The organism is Paenibacillus sp. RS8 (assembly GCF_041956825.1).
Classification (GTDB): Bacteria; Bacillota; Bacilli; order Paenibacillales; family Paenibacillaceae; genus Paenibacillus_AQ.
In genome coordinates, this window is the sequence record NZ_CP168131.1 from 6,285,975 (window position 1) to 6,300,724 (window position 14,750).

Below are 14,750 nucleotides of genomic sequence, written 5' to 3' on the forward strand. Positions count from 1 at the left end.
CAATTGTGAATATTCTGTGTCTTTATGACTCTTTACGTGGAGTTCTTTCTTTTAGCAATCCTGCTTTAGCAATTTGCTGCAGATGGTTAATTTCATCTTTGGTCAAATGACGGTAGGATCCGCGTTTAAGATTTTGCAGCATAATATCCCCGAAAGAAATCCGTTTCAGACGGATGACGGGGTGTGAAATCGCATCAAACATGCGTCGTACCTGACGGTTACGTCCCTCGTGAATCGTAATGCTGATTACCGCTTCTTTATTCACTTCATCGATATCTTTGTACTCCACTTCGGCAGGCGCTGTCATACCATCTTCCAGCTTGATCCCTGCCTTTAGCTTGTCCAGTGCAGTTCCGTGTGGTATACCCTTGACCGTAGCATGATACGTCTTAGGTACGTGATGCTTAGGATGGGTAAGCAAGTTAGCGAAATCCCCATCGTTTGTTAACAGCAGCAAACCTTCCGTATCGTAGTCCAGACGGCCTACAGGGTAAACCCGTTCTGTAATTCCTTTAAGGTAGTCCGTTACAACCTTACGACCCTTTGGATCGGAAGCACTTGTAATTACTCCTTTAGGTTTGTTGAACATAATGTAGATTTTGTTCTCGCCCCGGATCAGTCTACCGGAGACTTTAATAATATCTGTTGCGGGGTCCACCTTCGTGCCAAGCGTAGTTACGAGTTCCCCGTTGACTTCCACTTTACCGGCCAAAATCATTTCTTCACACTTACGTCTGGACGCCACACCGGCCTGCGCCAAAATTTTCTGTAATCTTTCCATTTTCGACTAGTCACCTCAGATTAATGATAACCATCAGAGGGATAAATCACAAGTTCATTCCATGGAAAAAATGCTCCTGGGCAGTATTTATTGTGGGGTTCGATGATTAAAGGGGAGATTTGGTAGCGCTCTACCAATTCTAGAATGAGTTTACCCGTTGCAAATAGCTGTTCCTTCCTGCCAGATAATGGAGGAATTCCATCTTCCCTGCTGAAATCACCTTCCAAGCAGATGTGAATATACTCCGGATCGGTCAGCAGCGGTGCCGCGTAAATGGCTCCGTCCACTCCAACCCAGAAATCAAAACCTTTGCCGTTAATGGAAGTACAGCGAGACTGGTGCAGAATAAAACCTTTATAAATCATAGCGGATTGCCTCCCTCCACATTGCTGAATTAGCATATGTCGAGGAAGGATAGGGGGTGACGCCGCCTACCCAAAAAGTAGTAGACAGACCGCGATCGCTGCAACGAAGCCAACGACATCGGAGAATAGACCTACCTTAAGTGCGTAGCGGCCGTTACGCACGCCTACGGCGCCAAAATAAACTGTTAATACATAGAGTGTTGTATCCGTACTGCCCTGTATGGTAGAGGCAATCATGCCGATTAGAGAATCTGGACCATGAACGCGAATCAGATCTGTGGTATAAGCTAGCGAGCCTGTCCCTGTGAGGGGCCGCAGAAGGCCAAGTGGCAGTACTTCTGGAGGGACGCCAAGCCCTTGCAGAGCAGGAGATATAAATCCCATGAGGAAGTCGAGTGCACCCGATGCACGAAAAACGCTGATCGCTACAAGCATCCCCACGAGATGGGGAATAATCGCGATTGCCGTACCAAACCCATCCTTTGCCCCTTCAACAAACGACTCATACACTGGGACTTTACGCGTATAAGCATAGAGCGGGATGAACGTAATCATGACCGGAATCGCCCATGCCGATATGAGACTGATTAACTGGTACAAGTCATGCTCACCCTTTCAAAGAAGAATTAGGCAGCGACGTCTTCGCCAATGAGGCAGAACCAGACTTTGCTGATGGCGGCTTTGGAGGTTTGCGCAGCAATGTCATCCTTCGGAAGAAGCGGTCAGCCGCTATCGCCGCAAGGGTCGCCACAGCTGTTGCGGCGAGGGTTGTGCCTACTATTCCCGCAGGATCTGCCGAATTGTAATTCAATCGAATCGCAATTAATGTCGCGGGAATAAGCGTAATGCTTGCCGTGTTAAGCGCAAGCAAGGTACACATAGCTGGCGTGGCCGTATCTTTATCGGGATTGAGCTTTTGTAGCTCCTGCATCGCCTTGATCCCCATAGGTGTAGCCGCATTGCCTAGTCCAAGCAAGTTAGCGCTCATGTTGGAGAGGATATAACCGATCGCAGGATGACCCTTTGGTACATCTGGAAAGAGGAAGGATACAATTGGACCAAGTATCTTGGCTATTTTTTTAAGCAAACCAGCATCCTCTGCGATCCGCATAATTCCAAGCCAGAATACAAGCACACTTATTAAACCGAAACTTACTGTAACCCCACTCTTAGCTCCGTCGAATACGGCGGCTGTAAATTCATCCATTCTGCCGTTAACGGCGGCGAACAGAAAACCGATGATGATCATTCCTAGCCAAATCCCGTTAATCATGGATACGCCTCCCTCTTCATTATTCAGCCTATCAGCTTACTTGGAGCTTTCCCCCAATTTAAATAACGCCTTCAGTGCACTTCCTAAAGCCTGAAACCAATTATCCGCAGGATAAGTGTGTGCTTGGGTTGCACTATATTTTTTAGTATAAGCGGATTCCTCAGGTGGTAAGGACTCTCGTGTATACACCGGAACCCGACCTATTTCTTTGTCACCTAGATTTAGAACGAGAACCCCTTGCAGTCCAAAGTTTGATCTTACAGTTTTAGCTGATGCTGCAGGCATCTGATTTAGGACAAGTTTGGTGGTCACTCTATCCTGTTCGCCTTGTCCGAGAGGATAGGCAAATTTTTTAGCTGTCACGAAGTCATAACCGCTTACGGGATCCTCACGTTCGATCAATGTCCTTAGCGGATAGTGATTAAACCCGAAGTTTAGTAGTGAAGCATGATCATTCCAGTCGTCGCCATCATTTATTGTCACTGCGACAAGCTGCTGACCGTTTCTAGTCGCCGAGCTGACAAGGCAGCGTAGCGCTTTTTTGGTATACCCTGTCTTTACACCGTCCGCTCCCTCATATAAATACAGCATTTTATTCTTGTTTCTCCATTTGTAATCCCATTTCTCATTTGGATTGTCTGCAGTTTTCTCCTGCGTCTTCACTATTTGCTTAAATACAGGATTATGAAGAGCATAAGCCGTTAGAACGGCTAAGTCGTTAGCACTCGAATAATGGCCTTCAGCATCAAGACCATGCGGATTAGCAAAATGAGTATTTTTCAATCCTAGCTCTTCAGCCTTATTGTTCATCAGGTATACAAACCCTTCTTCAGATCCGCCAATATGTTCAGCAATCGCTGTTGCCGCATCATTCCCTGAGCGCAGCATTAGACCATACAACATATTTTCCAGCGTCATCTCTTCTCCTTGCTGTAAATAAATTGAGGAGCCTTCTTTGGCGAAGGCATTTTTGCCAACTTTGACTTTGGATGCTAAATCACCATTCTCAATAGCGACAAGGGCGGTCATTATTTTAGTCAGGCTGGCAATAAGCATAGGCTCATCTCCTCGACTGCTATACAGAATACGCCCGGATTCCACATCAATCAGCGCTGCTGCCCTTGCATGCGTAGATATGGAGCTGTTCTCCGCATGGATCAAGGTTAGCGGTGTCAGAAGAAACAACACAATGCTCAGTAATAAGGCGATTGGAAATTTACGGGTTATTGTCTTCATATTTATCCTCCGGATTCTTATCGGTTCTTAAGTAAAGTCATTCATTTCATGCTTATGTTGTACAAGTGTATGCGGACCAGCCTTAGGGTATGTCCTCTCCACACAAAAAGGGACACCGCCTGATGTAAGGCGATATCCCCGAGGCTATTTGAACAATTATGTGTACCTAATGTGTTGAAGATTGGGATGTACTTGGATCGGGTTTAGCAGGTGCTTGTGATGCTTGTGCTTGTGGTGTCTGTGTAGCAGTTGACCCAGCTTGACCTGAAGAACTGCTGCTTTGGAACATGGTCTGGATTTTGTCGATGAGCCCAGGCGTGGCATCGATAATTTTTTCGAACAAATGCGTTTGATTGTCGAGTGGCACAATGTTTACCCCATCCTTACCAACCACTAGAAAAGCAATTGGTCTGATGGAGACACCGCCCCCACTACCGCCACCAAAAGGAAGCATTTTGACACCGCCTTGGGAGCTGGATCCACTTATAGAATCCTCTACTCGATAATCACTACCCCCTGCAGCAAATCCAAAGGCCACTTTACTAATCGGGAGAATAATACTACCGTCAGGTGTTTGTACCGGATCTCCAACAATCGTATTAACATCTACCATACCCTTGATATTTTCCATCGCTGTTTGCATTAGGCCCTGAATAGGATGGTCGCTCATATTGTTTCCTCCTTTGATTGAGTACGATTTCTCATGCTTCTACAGCGCTTATCATCCCCACATCCACACATTTGTATGTAACTTTCATTCTAAACTTTGCCCATGAGGCTCCCTGCGCATTCGTTTTAGTAACTTTCTCCATTTACTGATTCCCCCTGTCTCTCTCAAGACACGTGAAAGGAGCTTCATTGATGCGTATACGGCATAGGAAACGGACATTTTCCCCTCACATACTAACTCCATTGAAAAAGAATGCTCATCTTGAAAAACAGGCTTCACAAACACTCGTGGATTGTATTTCAATTTGACCCACTGTGAAATAAATCCAACGATGCTCCACTTCAATCCCCATACGGCCCCTGATACTATGGCAGTGTCAGCTGCATCACCAAGTGAGAAATCCGTGGACCAGTCGAGCTTTGATATTTTGACATGAGATACAGTTTCCTTAAACCATTTTTTCAATCCGCGTGTAGACTTCACAGCTAGTTGTATATTGTCCCGCCAGTGCTCAAATCTTTTTTTATCGAATTGTTCTTCCTTTACAGTATCAACACCTGTAGTCGCGGATCCCGTCTCTTTAAACTTCCCGATCACACCTTGCTCCAATCCTTTAAAGACCAATCGGGGCAGTTCATAGTGGAGTTTGATTAGACCAAAAAGAGTCTTAACATCTAACTCGAGCAGATCATTTTTGTCATGTTTATAGCACCGGATGCGGAAATCGATAGATGAAGACAGAACCAGGATCATTGCCAACACCAGCAATCCGAGGGGAATTCCAAGCCATAACGTCACGTATTTACCTCCAAGAAACCGAAATAATGGGAACCTTTGGTTTAGTATGGCAATTTAAGCTGGAAAAAATTCGGGGTTTGGATAAAAAAGTGCCTCTTCAAAAAAATAGGGACAGCCCATAAACCATATGAATGGTTTATGGGCTGTCCCAGCAATATAAATAATTGCGGAATTACAAAAAAACTAAGGTTCCTCTATATCCTCGAACGTCATTTGAGTATCCAGCTTATTGAACAATAGCTGCGTTTCCTCTTCCAAATTATCCGTGGATTCGAAGTTTGATGGTTCTGGCAATTCATTCAGACTTGCAAGGCCAAAACTTTCCAAGAATGATTTAGTCGTGCCATACAAGATTGGACGTCCTACCGCTTCCGCACGACCTACCTCATGGATCAAATCCTTATTATTCAGCGTATGAATTGCACGTTCAGATTTCACACCTCGAATTTCTTCGATCTCCACCCGTGTAATCGGCTGACGATAAGCCACAATCGCCAATGTCTCTAATGCGGCTTGAGACAAAGTGGATCTAGATGGGGAATAAGCCAAACGCTCAAAATAATGGGCATGTTCAGGCAATGTAGCCAGCCGGTAATTCCCGGCAATTTGGACTACCTGTAACCCCCGCTCCTGAGTCACATAATCCTCTTTCAGTTCTTCTAATGCTCCAGCCGCAAGCTCTGGCCGCTGCTCCGTAATCTCGGCGACTTGCCGTACGGAGATTCCTTCATCACCTGATAGAAACAACAGGCCTTCAATAATCGATTTCAGCGTTTTGTAATCCATTGAAGTGTTCTCCTCCTCTCCACTCCATTACGATGTCTTCAAACAATTTCTCTTGGTAGCAAAAAATCGCCTTCATTTTCATTAGTTCCAGAATCGCAAGAAAAGTAACTACGATTTCGTGTCGCGCCATTTCATCGTGAAGCAGTGCTGAGAAATGGAGCCTTCCGCCCTTTCCTCTGCGCTGCAGCGCATCCGATACATCACGTATACGATCTTTTACCGATATTTCGTCCCGGGTGATCCGCTGGTAAGAAGACCTTCTTGCCGCCTTACTTAGTGCTTTACGGAAAGCAGCTATAAGGTCGGAAGTATGTAGTCCTTTTAGCGTATGGTCGATCTCTTCAGGCACGAATGGACCCAGATCCTCCGGTTCCTTCGTAAAAATCAAGCTCCGCTCGCTCTCCATATCCATTAAATGAACAGCAATACTCTTGAATTTACGATACTCAATCAGTCGCTGAACGAGCTCAGCTCGTGGATCAAATTCATCTTCCTCGTAATATTCAAAATCATCGATCTCAATGACCGGTGGTTTGGGCAGCAATAGCTTGCTCTTTATAGATAATAGGGTTGCAGCCATCACGAGAAATTCACTCGTAATATCCAGTTCAAGCTCCTGCATACTTCGCAGGTATTCCATATACTGTTCGGTGATCTCGGCGACCGGAATGTCCTGGATGTCGATTTCCGCCTTATCAATTAAATGCAAAAGCAGATCCAGCGGACCTTCAAACGTTTCCAGCTTGTACAATACAGTCACGAAGCATCCTCCCGCCAAAAAAAGTAAAGTGCAGCGCCCAAAGGACGCTACACAAGTAGAAAGGGCTTTATAATCCATGCTTTCTTCTTATACTATAAATAAGCACGAATTCAACTGATTCGTCAATAGCTGTCTTACTTAAACAGTTTGTTAAGATTCGCCATTTCAATCGCAGCAGTCGCAGCATCCCAGCCTTTATTCCCTGCTTTAGTTCCTGAACGCTCAATGGCTTGTTCAATGTTTTCAGTAGTAACTACCCCGAAAATCGTCGGCACGCCGGTTTTAAGATTAATCGCGGCTACGCCTTTAGCGACTTCATTACATACATAATCATAGTGCGTTGTAGAACCGCGGATAACTGTTCCTAAAGTGATTACAGCGTCGTACTTACCGCTTTCCGCCATTTTTTGAGCAATCAACGGAATTTCAAACACACCTGGAACCCAAGCCACATCTACCTCATCATCACCAACACCGTGGCGTTTAAATGCATCTAGTGCACCGGATAAAAGCTTACTGGTAATAAATTCATTAAACCGTCCTACTACGACTCCGTATTTTAACCCCTCAGAAACTAAATGTCCTTCTAAATATTTCGGCATATCAATCATCTACCCTTCGTTTTTTATAATGTATGGTTATACTTTCGAATCCTCATTTTGTTCAATGTCGTCAAAAGACAACAAGTGTCCAAGCTTCGCCTGCTTCGTATGGAGATAATTAGTATTATCTTTATTCTCCGGCATTTGTATTGGCACGCGTTCAACAACTTCCAATCCATAGCCTTCCAATCCTTTGATCTTTCGAGGATTGTTCGTTAAGAGACGAATTTGACTTATACCTAGATCCTTCAGAATTTGTGCTCCAATCCCGTAATCACGTAAATCTGCTGGAAAACCAAGCTTAAGATTCGCATCTACGGTATCTAGTCCTTCTTCTTGCAGCTTGTAGGCTTTAAGCTTATTAATAAGACCAATACCTCTACCTTCTTGGCGCATATAGAGCAATACCCCTCTACCGGCAGCTTCGATCTGCCGAAGCGCTGCTTCAAATTGCGGACCGCAATCGCAGCGATGGGAGTGAAATACATCCCCCGTCAAGCATTCGGAATGTACACGTACTAACACTGGCTCATCCCCTGAAATATCGCCCTTCACCAATGCTACATGTTCTTTATCATCCACTTCATTTGTATAAGCAATGGTCTGAAACTCACCGAAATCGGTAGGCAGACGCACCGACACCTCGCGATTGACGAGCTGTTCCTTCTCATTCCGATAGTGAATGAGATCTTTGATGCTGATTAATTTAAGATCATGCTTCTTAGCAATCTCAACTAGATCAGGCAACCGAGCCATCGAGCCATCTTCCTTGATGATTTCACAAATCACACTGGCTGGATATGCACCACACATACGGGCTAAATCAACAGCAGCCTCTGTATGTCCGGAACGTCGCAACACGCCGCCTTTTTTCGCAATCAGCGGGAACATATGGCCAGGTCTACGGAAATCAGACGGCTTCGCTTTAGGGTCAATCATGGCCTTTACAGTCAAGGATCTTTCCCCAGCAGAAATACCAGTTGTTGTATCGATATGGTCTACGGATACGGTAAACGCTGTGCCATGATTATCTGTATTGTGGCTGACCATGGCCTGCAGTTCAAGTTCTTCCGCACGTTCTGCGGTAATTGGCATGCAGACCAAACCACGTCCCTCAGTGATCATAAAATTGATGACTTCTGGTGTCGCCCGTTCAGCAAGAGCTATAAAATCCCCTTCATTCTCACGATCTTCATCATCCACTACGATGATGACTTTGCCGCGCATTAAATCATAAATAGCTTCTTCAATCGGGTCCAAGACACTTTCCTTCTTCGATTGTTCGCTCATGATTCTATCCTCCTAATAGCTTTACGAAGGATTGTTTCCGTCCTCGTAAGCTTACTCTTTATTTAAGCAAATCCGTTCGCAGCCAAGAAATCATGGCTAATCCCAGAGCTGCTGTCACTTTCTTCATCCTGTCCAGTCGATCCATAATGCAGAAGATGATCGACATATTTACCAAGGACATCACACTCTATATTTACACTGTCTCCTGCCCGCTTGTAAGTTAACACAGTTTCCCCCAACGTATGCGGAATAATGGATACAGTCAGCGATGAAGCGGTCGTCTTTACTACAGTTAAGCTAATGCCATCGATCGTGATCGACCCTTTAGGAATGATGTATTTGAACAGTGATTTGCGATCTGGCGTGATCTCATATACTACTGCGTTTTGATCACGTTTCACACTTTTGATAACACCTGTGCCGTCCACATGACCCTGAACAATATGCCCTCCAAATCGGCCTCCGGCTGCCATTGCTCGTTCCAGATTCATCCGACTGCCAGGACGCAGCTCCTTCAGGTTACTGTTTCGATAGGTCTGAGGCATGACATCCACTGTAAAATAGTTCTCGCCTAAAGTTGTCGCTGTAAGACAGACGCCATTAACCGATACACTGTCACCAATCTTCAGATCATCCATGATGACCGAAGCGGCAATGTTCAGCACCATCATTTCTCCACCGGTGGAGACACTTCTCAAAGTGCCAACTTCTTCGACTAATCCAGTGAACATGCTTTCCCTCCTAAAAGTTTTGTAAGCATTACTTTAAAGAAAACACTTCGTTCTTAACTTACATCGGAAGCATTCGCTTTAGCGTACCGGAGTACCGCTGATACATACATTATCTCCGAGCACTTTTACTTCCAATCCCTCCAGAGAAATCGCATCCTTCATCAGCTCTACACCTGGAAATACGAAGGTCCCTTTCGCATTAGTACCACCGCCGACAATCTTTGGAGCAAAAAAGAGGATCACTCGATCAACCAACCCACTCTCAAGCATCGCACCGTTTAGCGTACCTCCGCCTTCAAGTAAAATTGATCCAATTTCCATCTCGCCGAGCGTTACCATAGCAGCCTTCAAATCCACCCGTGGTCCTGCACCGCTAATAACGATTTGTACCCCTGCCTCAAGCAGAGCAGCTTTCTTGGCAGCATCTGCAGCTTCTGTTGTCACGATAATAGTAGGCGCTAGACCGTCACTTACTACTGCTGAATCCAATGGAGTACGTAGTCCAGAATCAATCACGATCCGCACCGGGTTAATCCCAGGCACTTCCGTTCTTGTCGTCAGTGAAGGATTATCTGCAATCACTGTGTTCACACCGACCATGATCCCCTGATGCCGATGCCGCAGTGTATGTACAATCTCCCGCGCTTCTCCGTTCGAAATCCACTTACTATCACCTGATTTGGTAGCCAGGTTGCCATCCAACGTACTGGCACTCTTGAGCGTCACAAACGGCTGTTTGGTCAAAATATACTTGATGAACCGCTCATTCAGCCGCAGCGCACGATCACGCAGCAACCCTACTTCTACTTCAATGCCATGCTCGCGCAGCATTTGAACCCCGCGGCCTGCCACTTGAGGGTTAGGGTCTTCACAAGCGACTACCACTCTGGCTACGTCCTCATCGATTAGCCTTTGGCTGCAAGGAGGAGTCTTGCCATAGTGACTGCACGGTTCCAGTGTGACATAGGCAGTGCTACCCTTAGCTTGACCTGCCGCCATATTCAAGGCATGCACCTCAGCATGACCTGTTCCGCGCTGCAAATGAGTTCCAAGCCCAATCATAGCTCCATTCTTTACAACAACGCAGCCAACAACCGGGTTAATTCCCGTCTGCCCTTGGGCCCGTTCTGCCATATCCAGCGCCAGCGACATATAAAACTCGTCATTCATGTTGTCCATCTCGTCCTCCTATCCCCTTACTGTCTATCTGATTTAAAAAACAGAAAAACCCATCTCATTCTCCAGGAGGAGTTCAAGATGGGTTATGTGAGAGTTTATCGGCAGTCCAAATAAAAGTGTGCGTAAATAACCGTCAATCGACGGCAATTGTGAAATATCGCACATAATAAATGAAAACACTGCAGTCCACCTGTCTATACAGACAAGCGGTTAACCTCTCCTTCTTCCATCCAGACTATACTGTCGGTCCCGGAATTTCACCGGGTCCACCGTTCGCGTCAACAACGCGAGCCGGGTAGCGGACTAAGCGCGGTAGATAAACTTAATAATTAAGCACTCTACAACAGCATCACCGCCGGTAGGGAATTACACCCTGCCCTGAAGGATTGATCCTTTATTTAATTGAGGTTCAAGTTTTCCTTACTAACAAAATTATCACTTACACCATCGAAATGCAAGTGCGTTTAATATATTTACTTAAAATTTGTAACTTAATTCTAAGATGTACGGTGATTACAAGAAGAAACGACATTGTTTTTTATAAACAAATTTACGAATAAAAAAGAAAGCAAAAAAAGCGCCAGGACTAATATCTCCAAGCGCTCCTTGCTTTCTTTTTCCAATTACAAACCACGTTCTTGTTGTTTCAACAAATCACGAATTTCAGTCAACAGTACGATATCCTCGGCAGGTGCAGGAGTCTCCACTACTTCGACTTTAACCGCTTCTTTACGTTGAAATTTGTTTGCTAGCTTGATCACCATAAAGATTGAGAAGGAAATAATAAAGAAATCAACCACTGCCTGTAAAAACAGACCGTACGGGATAGATAATTTATTCTCCATCACCATAACATTCAGAGCCCGATCCTTGAGATCTATACCACCTGTTATTAAGCCAACGATCGGCATTATGATGTCTGACACTAATGATGTCACAATTTTACCAAAAGCTGCTCCGATAACGACAGCAATGGCTAAATCTAATACATTTCCTTTCAGGGCAAAAGCTTTAAACTCTTTCCACATCTTCCAATTTCCCTCCAACCTATCGAATTTGAAATTATTATAGCATAGTAGCTTCCCAAATCTTAAGACTTGTTAAGAAACTATTAAGTTTACCTTTACTTTTACCTGCCGCCGTTGTTAAGAAATCTCTTGTTAAATAAGGATTACGAACTACAAGAAAGGAAGATTTCTATCATGACAACTCTGAAAAAAGAAAAAATTCCAGAGCTTCAGCTCGTTCGTGCTCTTTGTATTATAGCTGTAGTCACTGTTCATGCCACCTCATATGCAACTTTACAAATGACAGGTTCGCGTTATTTTGTTATCTACAATTTCCTGAATATTTTTATGAAATATGGTACTCCGACCTTTATCGCGATGAGTGCCTTTGTGCTTTTCTATAATTATAATGAGAGACCTGTGAATAAAGCGCTTCTGACCTCATTCTACAAAAAAAGATTCCTTTACATCCTGCTTCCATACTTCATGTTCTCATTGTTTTATTTCGCGTTAACGCAGCTTGCAGTCGGTTCACCTTTCAATGGAGAGTTGATTCGGAATTTTTTTGTTAAGCTTTTCACTGGTAAAGCCTATACTCATCTCTATTTCGTATTCATCAACATGCAATTCTATCTGTTATTCCCTTTTCTTCTGCTCTTGTTCAAACGTTATCCGCAGATTCGTAAATACTCTATTGTCGCAGGAATTCTCATCCAATGGGGTTTCATCCTTGCTAATAAATATCATTTTCAAGTCGCAAACAGAGGCAGCTGGTGCCTCACCTATTTCTCCTATTACATGTTAGGGGCATGGCTCGGAATGTATTATCCACAGATTAAAACATGGATTGAGGCGCATCGATCAGAGCAAACTAAAAAGAATAATCCGCCTGGAATGGTGTTTCGAGGAATTTGGGCGATTTGGTTAACCTCAGGGATTTCTCACACGATGTTATATTACCAAAATCGACGATATGGCACTTCGTTCAACTCGTTGATTTATGAACTGCTATACAGTACTTTTGCATTTACAAGCCTGTTAGTTTTAATGTCTGTTGCACGGTTTCTGTTGAGAAAATCATCACTTTCATTCTTATACCAACCACTTGAGCGGTTAGGATCGTTTTCATTTGGTGTATATCTGATACATCCGCTATTCTTACTGCTATACAGACAACTTTCTCCAACAATCAGTACTTCGTGGCTTCTGCATCTCTGGTATGTCGGCGGCTTTATTATAGCTCTAGGCTTTTCTTGGATCGCCGTTAGTCTTTTAGCACGTTATTTGCCGTTTGCCTGGGTGCTTTTCGGAAATGTATCACAGAACAAAAAAGAAGGATCACATACGACTTCACATCGCTCATCGCCAGCCTTCAAATAAGTCTTTTGAACGTGAATATATTGTATACTTCTTGTAGAACGATTGCTTTACAAGCAAGAAAGGACGCTGAATCATGCACAACGCAACACTGCTTTTGGTTGACGATGAAGCCGAGATTATCAAGCTCATGCAGATCTATCTGGAGAACGAAGGATATCGCCTGTTAACTGCCCGAGACGGACTGGAAGCACTTGAAATTATCAAAAAAGAAACGATAGACCTAATGGTACTAGATATTATGATGCCCAACATGGACGGTATAGAGGCTTGTATAAAAATTCGAGAAACACAAAAATTCCCGATTATTATGTTATCAGCAAAGGGTCAGGAATTAGATAAAATCACAGGACTCAGTGTAGGTGCGGATGATTATGTTACGAAGCCGTTTAGTCCGCTGGAGCTCGTTGCCCGAATTAAATCCCAGCTGCGCAGAACCCGAAATTACATGGTCGATCTAAGTGCCAAACAGGATGAAATCATCATTGATGGCTTAGTTATTAACTCGGTGACGCATGAAGTTAGCGTGGATGATCAGCCCGTTAAACTTACTCCGAGAGAGTTCGCAATTCTGGAGCTGCTCGCCCGTAACAGGGGACAAGTACTAAGCATGGAGCAAATCTACGCCAAAGTATGGAAAGAGCAATTTCTCGAGAGCAATAATACGCTCATGGTACACATTCGAAAAATCAGAGAAAAAATTGAAGCTAATCCGAGAAAACCACAATATTTGAAAACGGTATGGGGCGTTGGCTACAAACTGGAAAAGGGAGGTTCTTCTAGTTGAATTTCAAACGATTCGATACCCTCTCCTGGAAAATAGTTGGCTTCAGCTTAACAAGTTTAGCACTTACAGCAGCAATTTTATTGATGGGTTATTATGGGACATCCCTTTTAATATGGCTAAATCCTTCGCGTTCCTTTTTTGGGGTTAAACTCATCCTCTGGGTAATCAATAACATCGGTTCTACGCCAATAGTGATTCTTATTGGGATTCCTTTGTTTATCTTTTTTATCCTAAAGCTATCCAGAAGTACCACAAACAAGCTTCATAACATTACGAGCGGGGTTCAAGCGATTGCCGACGGCAATTTATCTTTTAAGGTAACAGTAACAGGTACGGATGAACTCGGTAAACTCGCCGAAAATATGAATCTCATGGCTGGCAAACTAAAATCCGCTATAGAGGAAGAACGAGCAGCTGCGAAAGCCAAAAACGACCTAATCACTGGTGTATCCCATGATCTCCGGACCCCGCTAACCTCTGTGCTCGGATTCCTTGAGTATGTGGAGAAGGATCGTTATAAGAGCGAGGTTGAGCTGCGTTATTATGTGAATATTGCCTATGAGAAATCGCTGACTCTAAAAAAACTAATCGACGATTTATTCGAATATACACGGGTTAGCAGCAGCGGTCTCCCTCTTAATATAGAGCCTGTAGATCTCGGAAAGCTGCTCGAACAGCTTGTCGAGGAATTCGCTCCCGTACTAGAGCAAGCGGATATGACCTACCGTATTCATACAGATAAGAGCCCTTTAATTATCCATGGTGATGCGGATGAGTTAGTACGATTATATGAAAACCTATTTACCAATGCGGTTAGATACGGTAAAGAAGGTAAGATTCTAGATATTTCTGTCTATAGAAAAGACGATAGAGTGATTGCTACATGCACGAATTACGGCAATCCAATCCCTGCTACGGACCTTCCACACTTATTTAAACGATTTTATCGCGTAGATAAGTCACGTTCCAGAGAGACTGGCGGAAGTGGTCTAGGACTCGCGATTGCCAAGAGCATCACAGAACTTCACGGTGGAACGATTTCTGCTAAAAGCTCACGTAAACAAACTGAATTTGAGACTTCCTTCCCTGCGAGCGAATGATGCTTGCG

The 14,750-nt window shown here is 44.2% G+C and carries 17 protein-coding genes and 1 riboswitch; of the genes, 3 read left to right on the plus strand and 14 right to left on the minus strand.

What is annotated here, in order from left to right; genetic code table 11:
• Positions 1-22: 22 nt before the first annotated feature.
• From ACDZ28_RS29610 to mscL, 14 genes are all read right to left on the minus strand, one after another.
• Positions 23-781: a pseudouridine synthase gene (locus ACDZ28_RS29610; protein WP_042129634.1), complete on the minus strand. Its 759-nt coding sequence runs from the start codon at positions 779-781 to the stop codon at positions 23-25.
• 20 nt (positions 782-801) lie between these two features.
• Positions 802-1,146 carry an N-acetylmuramoyl-L-alanine amidase gene (locus tag ACDZ28_RS29615; protein ID WP_042129637.1) on the minus strand — a complete coding sequence of 115 codons (345 nt, stop codon included), beginning with the start codon at positions 1,144-1,146 and terminating at the stop codon, positions 802-804.
• Between the two features lie 66 nt (positions 1,147-1,212).
• Entirely contained in the window at positions 1,213-1,701 is a 489-nt protein-coding gene (locus ACDZ28_RS29620; protein WP_042129639.1) for a spore maturation protein, read from the minus strand.
• Positions 1,702-1,753: 52 nt separating this feature from the next.
• The gene (locus ACDZ28_RS29625; RefSeq protein WP_042129641.1) at positions 1,754-2,419 is read right to left on the minus strand and encodes a nucleoside recognition domain-containing protein; all 666 of its coding nucleotides are present in this window, start codon (positions 2,417-2,419) and stop codon (positions 1,754-1,756) included.
• 36 nt (positions 2,420-2,455) lie between these two features.
• A complete protein-coding gene (locus ACDZ28_RS29630) occupies positions 2,456-3,655 on the minus strand; it encodes a D-alanyl-D-alanine carboxypeptidase family protein (RefSeq protein WP_339287432.1) in 1,200 nt (399 codons plus the stop codon).
• Positions 3,656-3,821: 166 nt separating this feature from the next.
• Entirely contained in the window at positions 3,822-4,325 is a 504-nt protein-coding gene (ytfJ, locus tag ACDZ28_RS29635) for a GerW family sporulation protein (protein ID WP_375103459.1), read from the minus strand.
• Positions 4,326-4,409: 84 nt separating this feature from the next.
• Positions 4,410-5,123 (minus strand): DUF2953 domain-containing protein, encoded by a 714-nt coding sequence (locus tag ACDZ28_RS29640; protein WP_375103460.1) that lies wholly within the window; start codon positions 5,121-5,123, stop codon positions 4,410-4,412.
• Positions 5,124-5,306: 183 nt separating this feature from the next.
• Positions 5,307-5,909, minus strand: a complete 603-nt coding sequence (scpB, locus tag ACDZ28_RS29645; RefSeq protein ID WP_042129648.1) for an SMC-Scp complex subunit ScpB — start codon at positions 5,907-5,909, stop codon at positions 5,307-5,309.
• Complete coding sequence (locus tag ACDZ28_RS29650; RefSeq protein WP_042129650.1) at positions 5,878-6,669, minus strand: ScpA family protein; 792 nt, start codon at positions 6,667-6,669, stop codon at positions 5,878-5,880. Before ACDZ28_RS29650 ends, scpB begins: the two co-directional genes overlap by 32 nt.
• Positions 6,670-6,803: 134 nt before the next feature.
• Positions 6,804-7,271 carry a 6,7-dimethyl-8-ribityllumazine synthase gene (gene ribE / locus ACDZ28_RS29655; RefSeq protein ID WP_036676377.1) on the minus strand — a complete coding sequence of 156 codons (468 nt, stop codon included), beginning with the start codon at positions 7,269-7,271 and terminating at the stop codon, positions 6,804-6,806.
• A gap of 36 nt (positions 7,272-7,307) precedes the next feature.
• On the minus strand, positions 7,308-8,561 hold the full coding sequence (locus tag ACDZ28_RS29660) for a bifunctional 3,4-dihydroxy-2-butanone-4-phosphate synthase/GTP cyclohydrolase II (protein WP_076119794.1): 1,254 nt from the start codon (positions 8,559-8,561) through the stop codon (positions 7,308-7,310).
• Positions 8,562-8,623: 62 nt separating this feature from the next.
• Positions 8,624-9,292, minus strand: a complete 669-nt coding sequence (locus ACDZ28_RS29665; RefSeq protein ID WP_375103461.1) for a riboflavin synthase — start codon at positions 9,290-9,292, stop codon at positions 8,624-8,626.
• A 78-nt stretch (positions 9,293-9,370) separates the two neighbouring features.
• Positions 9,371-10,471: a bifunctional diaminohydroxyphosphoribosylaminopyrimidine deaminase/5-amino-6-(5-phosphoribosylamino)uracil reductase RibD gene (gene ribD, locus ACDZ28_RS29670; protein WP_375103462.1), complete on the minus strand. Its 1,101-nt coding sequence runs from the start codon at positions 10,469-10,471 to the stop codon at positions 9,371-9,373.
• A 214-nt stretch (positions 10,472-10,685) separates the two neighbouring features.
• Positions 10,686-10,861: riboswitch (FMN riboswitch) on the minus strand.
• Positions 10,862-11,094: 233 nt separating this feature from the next.
• Positions 11,095-11,499, minus strand: a complete 405-nt coding sequence (mscL, locus tag ACDZ28_RS29675; RefSeq protein WP_341114136.1) for a large-conductance mechanosensitive channel protein MscL — start codon at positions 11,497-11,499, stop codon at positions 11,095-11,097.
• Between the two features lie 174 nt (positions 11,500-11,673).
• Between mscL and ACDZ28_RS29680 the strand changes: the two genes are divergently transcribed.
• The 3 genes from ACDZ28_RS29680 to ACDZ28_RS29690 all read left to right on the plus strand — a co-directional run bounded on the left by ACDZ28_RS29680 (position 11,674) and on the right by ACDZ28_RS29690 (position 14,742).
• Positions 11,674-12,858 (plus strand): acyltransferase, encoded by a 1,185-nt coding sequence (locus tag ACDZ28_RS29680; protein WP_375103463.1) that lies wholly within the window; start codon positions 11,674-11,676, stop codon positions 12,856-12,858.
• A gap of 73 nt (positions 12,859-12,931) precedes the next feature.
• Positions 12,932-13,642: a response regulator transcription factor gene (locus ACDZ28_RS29685; RefSeq protein ID WP_042129662.1), complete on the plus strand. Its 711-nt coding sequence runs from the start codon at positions 12,932-12,934 to the stop codon at positions 13,640-13,642.
• On the plus strand, positions 13,639-14,742 hold the full coding sequence (locus tag ACDZ28_RS29690) for a sensor histidine kinase (RefSeq protein ID WP_375103464.1): 1,104 nt from the start codon (positions 13,639-13,641) through the stop codon (positions 14,740-14,742). Before ACDZ28_RS29685 ends, ACDZ28_RS29690 begins: the two co-directional genes overlap by 4 nt.
• The last annotated feature ends 8 nt before the right edge of the window (positions 14,743-14,750 follow it).

What these genes read in the sequence shown, in the direction of transcription:
- ACDZ28_RS29610 (WP_042129634.1), bottom strand. Translation starts at nt 781, where the DNA reads ATGGAAAGATTACAGAAAATTTTGGCGCAGGCCGGTGTGGCGTCCAGA.
- ACDZ28_RS29615 (WP_042129637.1), bottom strand. Translation starts at nt 1,146, where the DNA reads ATGATTTATAAAGGTTTTATTCTGCACCAGTCTCGCTGTACTTCCATT.
- ACDZ28_RS29620 (WP_042129639.1), bottom strand. Translation starts at nt 1,701, where the DNA reads ATGATTACGTTCATCCCGCTCTATGCTTATACGCGTAAAGTCCCAGTG.
- ACDZ28_RS29625 (WP_042129641.1), bottom strand. Translation starts at nt 2,419, where the DNA reads ATGATTAACGGGATTTGGCTAGGAATGATCATCATCGGTTTTCTGTTC.
- ACDZ28_RS29630 (WP_339287432.1), bottom strand. Translation starts at nt 3,655, where the DNA reads ATGAAGACAATAACCCGTAAATTTCCAATCGCCTTATTACTGAGCATT.
- ytfJ (WP_375103459.1), bottom strand. Translation starts at nt 4,325, where the DNA reads ATGAGCGACCATCCTATTCAGGGCCTAATGCAAACAGCGATGGAAAAT.
- scpB (WP_042129648.1), bottom strand. Translation starts at nt 5,909, where the DNA reads ATGGATTACAAAACGCTGAAATCGATTATTGAAGGCCTGTTGTTTCTA.
- ribE (WP_036676377.1), bottom strand. Translation starts at nt 7,271, where the DNA reads ATGCCGAAATATTTAGAAGGACATTTAGTTTCTGAGGGGTTAAAATAC.
- ACDZ28_RS29660 (WP_076119794.1), bottom strand. Translation starts at nt 8,561, where the DNA reads ATGAGCGAACAATCGAAGAAGGAAAGTGTCTTGGACCCGATTGAAGAA.
- ACDZ28_RS29665 (WP_375103461.1), bottom strand. Translation starts at nt 9,292, where the DNA reads ATGTTCACTGGATTAGTCGAAGAAGTTGGCACTTTGAGAAGTGTCTCC.
- ribD (WP_375103462.1), bottom strand. Translation starts at nt 10,471, where the DNA reads ATGGACAACATGAATGACGAGTTTTATATGTCGCTGGCGCTGGATATG.
- mscL (WP_341114136.1), bottom strand. Translation starts at nt 11,499, where the DNA reads ATGTGGAAAGAGTTTAAAGCTTTTGCCCTGAAAGGAAATGTATTAGAT.
- ACDZ28_RS29680 (WP_375103463.1), top strand. Translation starts at nt 11,674, where the DNA reads ATGACAACTCTGAAAAAAGAAAAAATTCCAGAGCTTCAGCTCGTTCGT.
- ACDZ28_RS29685 (WP_042129662.1), top strand. Translation starts at nt 12,932, where the DNA reads ATGCACAACGCAACACTGCTTTTGGTTGACGATGAAGCCGAGATTATC.